Consider the following 12,098-nt stretch of genomic DNA (forward strand, 5'->3'; position numbering starts at 1 on the left):
CTTCCTTGTGAAAAATCAATTGGACTACTGGTTCATTTCTAATATTTTCTTGGCATTCCCGGCCAACAGATGGTCCGGCTGGATTTCTATCGCTTTGTCGAACATCTCCAGCGCTTGCTGGCCTTGCTCTTGGAATGCGTAGGAAACGCCCAGGTTATAGTAAGCATCTGAATGGTTTGGATCGAGTTCAACGCATTTCTTAAATTGGCTGATGGCTTCGCTAATCAGTTCCAGATTTGCCAAGCATAATCCGTATTGGAAGTGTGCCTCGGCATCATTTTCATTCAGTTCGACACTTCTTTGGAAGTAGGGCAGGGCAAATTTGCTCTGGTCAAGATTGACTAATGAAAGCCCCAGCATAAAATAGTTGTCGCTAGTTTCCAGTCCTTTTCTCATCGCCATTTCAAACATGTTCTTGGCTTCTTGGAAACGGTCATTGCTGAAATATAGATTACCTGCGCTGTAATAGGCTGCACCTGCATTATCGTCAAGTTCAATCGCCTTTTGGAAAAATTTTAGCGCTTTTTCAGCCTCACCGACAACGCTGAGGACGTTACCAAAATTAATATAGCCGACTGGGTCAGCAGGATTTTCCTGGATAGCCTCATTGAAAACCTTCACAGCCATTTCCCAGTTGCCTTCTTGCATATATTGAACACCTAATTGGTTTTTGTCCATGTTTTTCAACTCCGTTCTACATGGAAGTATACCATATTTTCATTAAAAGTTGAGGTTGTAAAAGGGGGTTAGGCAAGTGATTGGAGATATCCGCCCAATTTAGCTAGGTATCCGCCAATTTGAAGAGATTATCCGCCAAAACTGGCCGGTTATCCGCCACCCCTGTAGGATTATCCGCCGAATTCCAGCAGTTATCCGCCAAATCTATTTTCCTGCACCAAAAAACCCCGACTCCAAAACTGGAATCAGGGTCCTTAAACTTAGCCAACATATGTCAAACGTTCACCATTTTTATAAACTTCATCAATCGTTCCACCGCCAAGACACTCGTCACCGTCATAAAAAACAGCGGCTTGTCCAGGTGTGACAGCACGAATCGGTTCTGCAAAAATAACTTCAACCTTACCGCCATCTAATAGACGAACTTTAACCTTGTGGTCTTCCTGGCGGTAACGGAATTTCGCAGTACAACTAAATTCCACAGGCTTTTCCCGGTCAGAAACCCAGCTAACATCCGTCGCAATAATCGAATCGGAATAGAGCTTTTCATTATGGAAACCTTGGCCAACATATAAAACATTTCGTTTTAAGTCCTTGCCAATGGCAAACCAAGGTTCACCCGATCCGCCAATGCCGAGCCCATGACGCTGACCAATGGTATGATACATCAGGCCTTCATGTTTGCCTTTGACTTCGCCGTCAAACGTTTCCATGTTGCCGGGCTGAGCAGGCAGGTATTGACCTAAAAACTCCTTAAAATTCCGTTCTCCGATAAAACAAATTCCGGTCGAGTCCTTTTTCGCCGCCGTAGCAAGGCCCGCTTCCTTCGCAATTTCCCGCACCTTCGCTTTTTCAAGATTTCCGATTGGGAACATGACTTTGCTGATTTGTTCTTGCGACAATTGATTAAGAAAATAGGTTTGATCCTTATTTTCATCAAGGCCTCGCAGCATCTTATATTCACCGTCGCGATATTCAACGCGGGCATAGTGACCTGTCGCGAGATAGTCGGCACCTAAATTCATCGCATGCTCCAAAAAGGCTTTAAACTTAATTTCCTTATTGCACATGACATCGGGATTCGGTGTCCGGCCGGCCCGATATTCAGCAAGGAAATAGGTGAATACCTTGTCCCAATATTGCTTTTCAAAATTAACCGCATAATAAGGGATGCCAATTTGGTTGCAGACACGAATCACATCATTATAATCCTCCGTTGCTGTACAAACACCGTTTTCGTCGGTGTCATCCCAGTTTTTCATAAAAATGCCGATCACATCGTAGCCCTGCTTCTTTAACAACAGTGCCGCAACAGATGAATCAACACCTCCGGACATCCCGACAACAACTCGGGTATCTTTTGGGTCTTTTCTTTCCATCTAAAAATTCACCTCTCTTTACACACAAAATAATCTTGCTTTTATTTTCTAAGCCGCGAAACAACCTTTGCTGTTTCCTCCGCCGCTTGTAGGATTTCTTCGGTTGTCGTGGTAAAGCCAAAACTAAAACGGATTGCATTCGACAATCGCTCTGAGCCTTTTCCGAACATCGCCACAAGGACATGCGATGGTTCAATTGATCCGGCCGTACAGGCAGAACCGCTCGAAACCGCAATCCCCGCCAAGTCAAGATTGACCAGCATGGCTTCCACGTTAGTTCCGGGAAAGCTTAAGTTTAATACATGCGGCAAGGAATTTTCAAGCAATCCGTTTACAGTGAACTCAATCCCTGATTCTTGAAGCTTGTTCATCAAAAGCTGCTTATACTCAGCAAACAATTCTCTCTTTGCAGAACGTTCTTCCATCGCAATCAGAACCGCTTCATGGAACCCGGCAATAGATGCGACATTTTCTGTTCCAGCGCGCCGTTTTCTCTCCTGCTCGCCGCCAAATAAACGTGGTGAAATTTTAACATTTGACTTTACATAAAGAAAACCGATCCCTTTTGGTCCATTTATTTTATGAGCAGAAACCGATAGCAAATCAATATAGCTTTCATCGACATTTATTTTTTCCATCCCATAGGCCTGGACAGCATCTGTATGAAATTTTGCCTGATGATCCTTCACAAGCCGGCCAATTTCTGCAATCGGCTGGATGGTGCCAACCTCGTTGTTTCCATACATGACGGAAACTAATATGGTATCGTCCCTTAAAGCCTCCTGAAGGTCAGTAACGGAAATCCTGCCTGTTTCATCAACTGGCAAATAGGTGACCTCAAAGCCCATTTTTTCAAGCTTCTGGCAAGCATGAAGAACAGCATGATGTTCTACCTGGGTAGTGATAATATGCTTTCCTAAATGCTGATAGCTTTCCGCGACGCCAAATAAGGCCATATTGTCCGCTTCGGTACCGCCGCTTGTAAAAATAATCTCGTTTTCCTTTGCCCCAATGCTCCCCGCGAGTGTTGCCCGCGCCACATCAATATAATGTCGCGCTTCCCTGCCAAAAGCATGGATGCTTGATGGATTTCCGAAAACGGATTTCATCGTCTCATGCATTTTTTCAATCACTTTTGGATGCATCGGAGAGGTTGCGGCATGGTCGAGATAAATTCGTTCCATTATGACACCTCAAATCAACATAATTCTCTATTATTAGCTTCGTCATTAAATATAAAACATATAACCTTCCATTTCGCCATCTTCACTGTGGCTTGCTAAGTCCTCAAGAGTCGTGTTGTCTAATACACCCTTAATTGCATCGCGAATGCGAATCCACAACTCCCGTTTAGCCGGTTCTTCATCTTCAATTCCTTCAACCGGTGTAATCGGGCCCTCAAGCACACGAATTACATCGCCAGCGGTAATTTTGGCAGGTACATCAGTTAATATATAACCCCCGTATGCGCCTCTGATACTTTTCACCAATCCAGCATTTCGTAACGGTGCAATCAATTGCTCCAAATAATGCTCAGATAGGTCATTCGCTTGGGCTATTGTTTTTAAAGAAGTTGGCCCTTCTCCGTAATTTTTTGCTAATTCAATCATAATTGTCAGGCCGTAACGGCCCTTTGTAGATATTTTCATAAAATAACACCTCTATTTTTTAAAAAATCTATATTCAAAAAAATCCGTAGTATTTTGGTAGGCATTAGAATTATAACATATTCTTCTTTAATATGCTTTTCCACGAGGAAATGGTATTGTTAAGATATAGCAAAATATTTATTGGAGAGATTACTATGCAGCAAAAACCGTTGGCATTTCGAATGCGGCCGCGAACAATTGAAGAAGTTGCCGGCCAGCAGCATCTTGTCGGTGAGGGCAAGATCATTGCTAGAATGGTAAAAGCCAAGCAGCTGACTTCAATGATTCTGTATGGTCCTCCCGGGATAGGAAAAACCTCGATAGCGAGCGCCATTGCCGGCAGTACCAAATATGCCTTTCGAACGTTAAACGCCGTTACAAATAATAAAAAAGATATGGAAATTGTCGCTGCCGAGGCGAAAATGTCCGGAAAAGTAATCCTGCTGTTGGACGAGGTCCACCGGTTAGATAAGGCCAAACAGGATTTCCTATTGCCCTATTTGGAAAACGGAATGATTGTATTGATCGGGGCAACAACCAGCAACCCTTATCATGCCATTAATCCAGCCATTCGCAGCCGCTGTCAAATTTTTGAACTTAAACCATTAACACCTAATGAAGTTACGCAAACCTTAGTTCGGGCATTAGAAGATGAGGAACGGGGTTACGGCAGATTAAAAGTTGATATAACTGAGGATGCGCTTCAGCATTTTGCCCAAGGCTCAGGAGGAGATGTCCGCAGCTCTTTAAATGCCTTGGAATTAGCCATTCTTTCATCAGATCCAGATGAAAATAACGTTATCCATGTCGATGTTCAAACAGCTGAAGAATGCCTGCAGAAGAAAAGCATTGCCGCGGATAAAGACGGGGACGCTCATTACGATGTATTGTCAGGCTTCCAAAAATCAATACGCGGCAGTGACGTAAACGCCGCCCTTCATTATCTTGGCAGATTAATTGAAGCCGGGGACTTAGTAAGCATTAGCCGCCGGTTAATTGTAATTGCCTATGAGGATATCGGACTTGCCAACCCGCAGGCGGGAGCACGGACATTGGCAGCCATTGAAACGGCAGAAAGGCTAGGCTTTCCCGAAGCACGTATTCCACTTGCCAATGCGGTGATTGAATTATGCCTGTCGCCCAAATCCAATTCTGCTATTTTGGCGATTGATGCGGCCCTATCCGATATTCAAAGAGGAATAACCGGCGATGTCCCGGACCATTTAAAAGACGCCCATTACAAAGGGGCGAAAGAGCTTGGCAGAGGCATTGGCTACAAGTATCCGCATGACTATGAGAACGGGTGGGTACCGCAGCAATATCTGCCGGACCGGATCAAGAACAAACAATACTATCTGCCGAAAAAGACAGGGAAATTCGAACAGGCACTTGCATCTGTCTATGAAAAGCTTACACGAAAAAATTAAACATGTATTAAAAAATGACGTGTACCATTCACACGTCATTTTTTTATATAAATAAGATTAGCTGTTTTTAACTGAAAACTCTTCGCCAATCTGCTGTAATCTCAATTCAACGTCTTCTTCCGTTAACCCATGTTCCTTCACATACAAGTTCCTTGGGTGCACTCGGCATTCATGTGTGCAGCCCCTAAGGTATTTGTGCTCACTTTCCTCTGAGCAAATAATTTGTTTATTGCATTCCGGGTTTGCACAATTTACATATCGTTCACAAGGTTCACCCGTGAAATAATCTTTTCCGACGATAACATGTTCAACCTGATTAACCGGCACACTGATCCTTCCGTCAAATACATAGCATTGTCCGTCCCACAGCTGTCCTTGCACTTCAGGGTCCTTCCCGTAGGTCACGATACCGCCATGTAGTTGTCCAACATCTTGAAAGCCTTCTTTTACAAGCCAGCCTGAAAACTTCTCGCAGCGAATTCCGCCAGTACAATAGGTCAAGATTTTTTTCCCTTCAAACTGCTGTTTATTTTCCCGAATCCAGTCCGGAAGCTCGCGAAAGGCTGTTATGTCTGGCCGAACAGCTCCTCTAAAGTGACCTAAATCAAATTCATAGTCATTTCGGGCATCAATGACAACGGTCTTTGGATCCTGCATTGCCTCATAGAATTCTTTCGGACTCAAATGTTTACCGGTCGTTTCATTAGGATTGATATCGTCTTCTAAGCGAAGGGTGACAAGCTCCGACCGATGGCGGACATGCATCTTTTTAAAGGCATGTTCATCCTCTTCATCAATTTTAAAAACCATATCAGCAAAACGTTCGTCTTGATGCATGCTTTCCATATACTTTTCAGTCTGCTCGACCGTTCCCGATACCGTACCATTAATCCCTTCGGCAGCCACTAAAATTCGTCCTTTAAGTCCTAGTTCCTTACAGAACTGCAAATGCAGAGCGGCAAATTCCTCCGGATTCTCGATTGGTACATACATATAATATAGTAATACTCTATATGGTTTATTTTCTGTCATTTGTTACTGCCCCTATCTTTGTTAGTAAATTCTCCCTTGCCTGATCCACTTGGTGGCAACCCATTTTTCACCTTCGGATACCGGCACACTGGTGTGTAAGGAAAGTCGATCGACTTGTCCCTTACTATTCCCATAATGAAAGTAAACAGCTGTTCCTTTCTTCGGAACAATCGATACTCCTAACTTTGGGAATACGGTTTCTCCTCCTGAAGCGACATCATTTAAATAGATTAAAAAGGTGCCGATCCGCTGTCCCCCTTTATCTTCTTTAACCTGGTTTGCCGGGAAATAATCGAAGTGGGGTTTATATTCCTCGCCTATTTTATAGTTCAAGACCTGCAGCCCTTCACCATTTTCAATCGGATAGCCAGTTAATTCAGCAATTCTTTTCTCAATTGTGGAGACGTGTCCATTTTCATTGATTGTAAAATACATTCCTTTGCTCGTTCTGCCAGAAGCTGCACGGTTCTCCCCAGTGTTTTTATCAATAATATGAGAAGGCTGTAATCTGTCGCTTGAAAGGCTGATCAGTTTGTCACATTCTTCGTCGCTTAACACATTATCTAAATGCAGAATAAATGGATGCTCCACTCTAGAAAGCACCTTAATTTCCCGGTCCCCTGCATATAGTTTATTGCCCTTATGGCCAATTTCAGGAATTTCATAATAATAAGGGCTTTGCTTATTAGCTGTTACAATCGATTGGTTTCCACCAATACGCAATAAAGTCCTTAATGCAAATGTTTCATCGAATCCCTTACTAATCATCGCATCGACGATTTTCTCCGGGCTTGCACCGCTATTTAATGTCTGTATGATCCAATCTTTAAATTCGCTGGAGATATGCTTGATTTTTTCCACTCTATATTTCTCCTTTTAGAACGAGTACCAAACAATTATCTCTTAACGACAAAAAAAATACCAGCGATGGATATCCTTGTTCCTGCCCGAATTATCCTATTAGGTTATAAATAGCCCGTAAAACCAAGCGGGCTTGCCCCGTGGAGTGAGTCAGGGTTTAACATACTCATATCTCAATTCATCTTCTTTTGCATCATAATCAACATGTAAATCATGCCCGTCGAAATACCAGACATCACCGTCTTCAACAAAGAAAAGGATCCCATCCAGATCAGTACTGGCTGCTATTTTTAAGGGCTCCTCTTGAGTAAACGCCAAAGAGTACCCCTTCTGAATTGGACTATTTCCATAAACTTGCGTATAAAATCGCAGTTTATCACCCTTCTTAAGGCCAATATCTTCTTTAAACCATTTTAATGCCTGATTGCTGATTTTAATTTCCATAAAAAAGTCCTCCAGATAATTTTTCTACAAAATAGTTTACCCATATCATTTCACTATAATTGGAAAAAAGAAGGCTGTCTCAACAGCTAAGATGAGACAGCCCCATTTCATCTGATTATGCAGCAACATCACGTTTTTTGAACACAAAGAATGCCAAGAATTGAAAAATAACAAAGTAAATAACTAGAATAAAGATTGAAAAATTCATCGTCATCCCCTCGACCATCGGGGTTCCTTCAAAGTACTGCATTAAATTTGTATTGGCAAATAGAATATATTTTGCCCAGGAAAACTTAAGAGACAGCAGCGCGGTAAATTGTGCTCCAGTAAATAATAAGAAAATAGATAATCCGATGGCAAGTGAACTGTTTCGGAAGACAGAAGAAATCATGAACGCCATCGTCGCAAGCATAATCATATCAATGGAGCTTAAACCATAATAGATTAATAAATGGACCACGATATTTTGCTCAGTAACCGTACCGTTATGGTAGTTTAAATATGGTGCGGCATGCTCGGGCATTCCGAATAACAGTGCGCCAAGGACCGTCGAAAACACAAATAAAATTCCCAGCAAGGTCAGTGCAAACAATAAAACAGTCAGATATTTTGATATTAATATTTTGCTTCGATTGATTGGCCGAATCAACAGCAGTTTAATGGTCCCCCAATTAAATTCACTCGCTACAATTCCGGCGGAAATGATAATCGTAAACAAGCCAGCCAGCGTGATGAGTTCGGATGCTTCTTTGACAAACGACCAAACATTAAATTTTTCCTTTTCCGGAAGATTATGTTTAATTCGATAGTCATTGATGGCGATTTCCTCTTTGAAAAAATCCTTTTCTATTTTGGCCCTGCTCTGTTCCATCTGCTTTTTTAAGGCATCGTTTTCTTCCTGCAACGTTTGCTGCCAATTCTTATCCGGACCAGCATTAGAGCCAGTTTCTTGATATTTAAAAAAGGCACCAACGATGCAGGTTATAACAATCAGCAGCGCAATCATGAAATAGGTGCCGGGACGCCGAAAGATTTTCATCCATTCATTTTTAATTAAATTAAGCATGGGCTTCCTCCGCCTCCTTTTTCGTCACTTCAAGGAAGCGGTCCTCTAAAGTTTTCGCTGTTTCCTTAATGGCAAAAATTTTGATTTCTTCTTGGACGAGGATTTTAACCAGATGAGGGATTTCTTTTTTTGAAAGACTGACAGATATTCCGTTTCGTGACAGATTTGCCTCTGCATCCGGGAAGTAAGCGTGTACGATTGATAGTGCAGTTTCGCTCGGAATTACTTCTAATTCATGGACCGTTTCATTGCCTTGAATGAATTCCTTCACCTGCTGGACATCAATCAATTGCCCATTTTGTATAATGCCGATTCGGTCACACATCATTTCCATTTCGGACAAGAGGTGACTGGAAACAATAACAGCCATATTTTTTTCACGGGCAAGCAGGCGGACATAGTCGCGGATTTCCCTAATGCCAGCAGGGTCAAGACCGTTTGTCGGTTCATCAAGAATCAATACCTCGGGGTCATGTAGTAGACATTGTGCAAGCCCTAATCTCTGCCGCATCCCAAGTGAATAGGTTTTTACTTTATCGTGAATTCTGTCAGACAGCCCTACCAGTTCGACTACTTCAGCAATTTTTTCCTTCGTTATTCCCTTGGCCATTCTCGCATAATGTATCAGGTTTTGATAACCTGTTAAAAACTTGTACATTTCCGGATTTTCCACAATGGCCCCAACATGACGAACGGCGTCTTCAAATTGTGTTTTAATGCTTGAACCGCCAATAATGATGTCCCCTGAAGTAATTCCCATTAAGCCGACAATCATCCTAATAGTCGTCGTTTTCCCAGCACCATTCGGACCCAAAAAACCAAAAACCTCGCCTTTATATACCTGAAAGCTGATATCGTCAATAATCGTTCTGCCTTTAATCACTTTCGTTACATTTTTTAATTCTACGATTGATTCCAAAAATTTTCTCCCCTCTCTTCGAGTGCCCCTACATTTTAACCCATCAGTTAAAATTTTCCTACTAATTCACTAATGATCTTAACTTAATTTTAGGAGGGAATTAAGCGGCTGAAGATGGAAAGAAACTAGGGCTGGAGACTGAGAATGATTAAAAGATCGAAAAAAACGGAAGGACAACAATAGCTAGACAAAGGAAAAAAACGGCTATCGCCCCCAATCTTTGTTTATCCTTCCACAAGGTGATGCCAAAGCCAAGGGAATAAAAGATAATAACAAACAACACAACGATTGATAGGATTCTCACGTTATTTCTCCACCTTTAAGTTTTTCTTTTGCCTTTTACCGAAATCTATTATTTCAACTTCGGGGTATACGGATATTTCTGCTTTTAAATATGATTTCGTCCAATTGAATTTTTCAAATTCCTGATTTGTTCCAAAATATTTCCGAGCGTAAAAGGACAACGGATATGGGGCACCTTTTAATTCCTTTTGTGTTTTTTTCAAAAACTTCTCAAATTCCGTTTTAAAATGGCTGGCGATTTGCTTTTTTAAGACTTCTTGATTTTTCCTTTTAGCAAAGTCAATCCTCGAGGGATTTGACATGATTTCAAATTTTAAGGGTATGGTGATAAAAATCTTTGGACGAGACCCCTTTAGGTCCATTTTGATTTTATTGTTTTCTTTTTTTATCACTCTAACGGCAAATGATTTTCGTTTGCCTGGAAAGGGATTAGGTATATCAAGAAAAAAATCACTCATGTTTGTTGTATCATCAAGAATATTGACCATACTTGTTTCCTGACCAGTTAACTTTCCAATCATTACTCCGTTTCTAAACACTGCCGAACCGATAAATTGAGTATCATCGAACTCCCCGGATGCATTCAGCTGCCCGGCAAAATATTCATCTTCCCCTTTAAATTTAGGATGCTTTTCCCTAACAGCTGATGTGTTCATCGCTAAAAAAAGGTCGGTTCCTCTATCTGTTGTCTTAAAAAAGCGAAAAAGATTAGAATCAGGAATCAGACCGTTTTCTATACCATGGTCAATCATGTATTGAAAGTACTTATGCGGCCTGGTCTCCATTTTTGGTTTATTTTTCAAAAAATACTTAGCGGCCTTTTCTTTTGAAACTGCCAAATAGGCGTTCATGCGAATTTCTTTATCAAAGACTACGTCATTAAGGATATTATAAAATTTTGGATCCTTCGCAAATTCCTCGGAAACCACAATAATCTTTAATAAATCATAACTTATAATTCGCGAGACAACCGAATTTGCCGTCACTTTTGCGGCAATGATATCGTTGGCATCAAAGGAAACAATCTCTCTGGGCTTTTCCGTTGAACCGCCGCCGCCTTGCTGACTCCCTACTTCCGGGTTAGCAAGCAGCATGGTCACTTTGATTTTCCCTTTATGGTGAGAACGGTCAATGCCAAGTCCAATCACATAGGATTTATCCTCCATTTCCTCACGATCCCAGCAGCCTGTTAAGGAAAAAACAATCACGGCTATCAACAAAAATTTACATACTTTTTTTGTTTTTTGCATGTTTAAATTCTCCTTTTAACAAGGCAGTCAGCCATAATAGCAGGGCAATGGCAGAAAACACGGGACCGGATATCACCCCAATCAACGGTTTTATTTCCAGCGCCACCTCAATTGGATTGTTTGGCATATTACCAATCAATAAATAAAGGGTTGCAAGCAGTGGAATCAAGTATTCAAAGTCCTTGATTTTGAAAATATGACCGAACATCAGGGCAATTATATACAAAAAAGCAGCGAAGCGGATAAAGACTCCCATAATCCAGATGACAAAAAAGAAGATTTCGATATTGGGAATATAACTTCCCAGTGAAATATAGCGAATCGTCGTATGAAATGGATAACCCATTTCCCCTAAAGATTGATCCATTAAACAAATGAAAAATAGTGTTGAAACACTTGTTTGAATACTGACACTAAAATAAGCAATCCAAGTGCCTTTTCGAAATTCATTATTTGTCTTTAAGTAAGGAACGAGCATGGTAAGCATAAAAAATTCAGCAAACATCGAAATTCTTTGCGAGCTATGCTCTAAAATAGCGAGTTTTCCCGCCCCCCAAATTGGCAGCATGGCTTGAATATTACTATCTTGAGTACTTAATAATAACGCAACAATGAAAGAGAGAATAACATAAAAAATAATCAAATAAGAAACCGAACCGATATGCTGAATTCCTTTCTTCGCTCCGTAAGCACAAATCGTTATTAAAATGGCATAAAGGACCAACACGGGTGTCGTATTAAAATAAAATGCCCGTATGATATTGGTATAATCTCGAGAATCAAATGAAATGGCAAATGAACTGAGGACAAAAACAACAAGGCAAACAAAAAAACCGAAATAGCGGCCAAGTAATTTTTGAATCACGTAAAACAAGTTTTCCCCCTGAAATAAAGACATTGTTTTAATCAACAAAAAGAGCGGGATGAAGAAGAATACAGCCGATAAAAGTGGAATCATCCACGCTGCATTTTGGACCATATGATATAAACCGGCTGGTGTTTCTTCAGTCGCTTTTAAACCGACCATCAGTATCGCAATTGATACATATTCTCGAATACCAAGTTTTCCTGGCTTCTGATTCATTTTAAT

Annotated in this window: 13 protein-coding genes; 1 reads left to right on the plus strand and 12 read right to left on the minus strand. The window is 41.1% G+C overall.

The window, feature by feature from the left end:
* Positions 1-24 precede the first annotated feature (24 nt).
* The 4 genes from ACFPA1_RS16265 to cymR all read right to left on the minus strand — a co-directional run bounded on the left by ACFPA1_RS16265 (position 25) and on the right by cymR (position 3,706).
* On the minus strand, positions 25-678 hold the full coding sequence (locus ACFPA1_RS16265) for a tetratricopeptide repeat protein (RefSeq protein ID WP_378584130.1): 654 nt from the start codon (positions 676-678) through the stop codon (positions 25-27).
* Positions 679-938: 260 nt separating this feature from the next.
* On the minus strand, positions 939-2,057 hold the full coding sequence (gene mnmA, locus ACFPA1_RS16270) for a tRNA 2-thiouridine(34) synthase MnmA (RefSeq protein ID WP_378584132.1): 1,119 nt from the start codon (positions 2,055-2,057) through the stop codon (positions 939-941).
* A gap of 41 nt (positions 2,058-2,098) precedes the next feature.
* Positions 2,099-3,241 (minus strand): cysteine desulfurase family protein, encoded by a 1,143-nt coding sequence (locus tag ACFPA1_RS16275; protein WP_378584133.1) that lies wholly within the window; start codon positions 3,239-3,241, stop codon positions 2,099-2,101.
* Positions 3,242-3,286: 45 nt separating this feature from the next.
* Complete coding sequence (gene cymR, locus ACFPA1_RS16280; RefSeq protein WP_213144757.1) at positions 3,287-3,706, minus strand: cysteine metabolism transcriptional regulator CymR; 420 nt, start codon at positions 3,704-3,706, stop codon at positions 3,287-3,289.
* A gap of 155 nt (positions 3,707-3,861) precedes the next feature.
* Here cymR and ACFPA1_RS16285 point away from each other — a divergent pair, with 155 nt between their 5' ends.
* The gene (locus ACFPA1_RS16285) at positions 3,862-5,133 is read left to right on the plus strand and encodes a replication-associated recombination protein A (protein ID WP_213144756.1); all 1,272 of its coding nucleotides are present in this window, start codon (positions 3,862-3,864) and stop codon (positions 5,131-5,133) included.
* Positions 5,134-5,190: 57 nt separating this feature from the next.
* Here ACFPA1_RS16285 and ACFPA1_RS16290 read toward each other — a convergent pair whose 3' ends face one another.
* The 8 genes from ACFPA1_RS16290 to ACFPA1_RS16325 all read right to left on the minus strand — a co-directional run bounded on the left by ACFPA1_RS16290 (position 5,191) and on the right by ACFPA1_RS16325 (position 12,092).
* Complete coding sequence (locus tag ACFPA1_RS16290; protein ID WP_378584134.1) at positions 5,191-6,165, minus strand: rhodanese-related sulfurtransferase; 975 nt, start codon at positions 6,163-6,165, stop codon at positions 5,191-5,193.
* A 21-nt stretch (positions 6,166-6,186) separates the two neighbouring features.
* Positions 6,187-7,026, minus strand: a complete 840-nt coding sequence (locus ACFPA1_RS16295; RefSeq protein ID WP_213144754.1) for a 2OG-Fe(II) oxygenase — start codon at positions 7,024-7,026, stop codon at positions 6,187-6,189.
* 150 nt (positions 7,027-7,176) lie between these two features.
* Positions 7,177-7,470, minus strand: coding sequence for a HesB/YadR/YfhF family protein (locus ACFPA1_RS16300; protein WP_378584136.1), 294 nt, complete (start codon positions 7,468-7,470; stop codon positions 7,177-7,179).
* Positions 7,471-7,585: 115 nt separating this feature from the next.
* Positions 7,586-8,536, minus strand: coding sequence for an ABC transporter permease subunit (locus ACFPA1_RS16305; RefSeq protein ID WP_213144752.1), 951 nt, complete (start codon positions 8,534-8,536; stop codon positions 7,586-7,588).
* Positions 8,529-9,455, minus strand: coding sequence for an ABC transporter ATP-binding protein (locus ACFPA1_RS16310; protein ID WP_213144751.1), 927 nt, complete (start codon positions 9,453-9,455; stop codon positions 8,529-8,531). Before ACFPA1_RS16310 ends, ACFPA1_RS16305 begins: the two co-directional genes overlap by 8 nt.
* A 148-nt stretch (positions 9,456-9,603) precedes the next feature.
* Positions 9,604-9,759: a hypothetical protein gene (locus ACFPA1_RS16315; protein WP_241113866.1), complete on the minus strand. Its 156-nt coding sequence runs from the start codon at positions 9,757-9,759 to the stop codon at positions 9,604-9,606.
* Position 9,760: 1 nt separating this feature from the next.
* Positions 9,761-11,008, minus strand: coding sequence for a Ger(x)C family spore germination protein (locus tag ACFPA1_RS16320; protein WP_213144750.1), 1,248 nt, complete (start codon positions 11,006-11,008; stop codon positions 9,761-9,763).
* Entirely contained in the window at positions 10,983-12,092 is a 1,110-nt protein-coding gene (locus ACFPA1_RS16325) for a GerAB/ArcD/ProY family transporter (protein WP_378584138.1), read from the minus strand. The genes ACFPA1_RS16320 and ACFPA1_RS16325 overlap by 26 nt, the downstream gene beginning before the upstream one ends.
* Between the last annotated feature and the right edge of the window lie 6 nt (positions 12,093-12,098).

Source organism: Neobacillus sp. GCM10023253, from assembly GCF_042653105.1.
Classification (GTDB): Bacteria; Bacillota; Bacilli; order Bacillales; family Cytobacillaceae; genus Neobacillus; species Neobacillus citreus.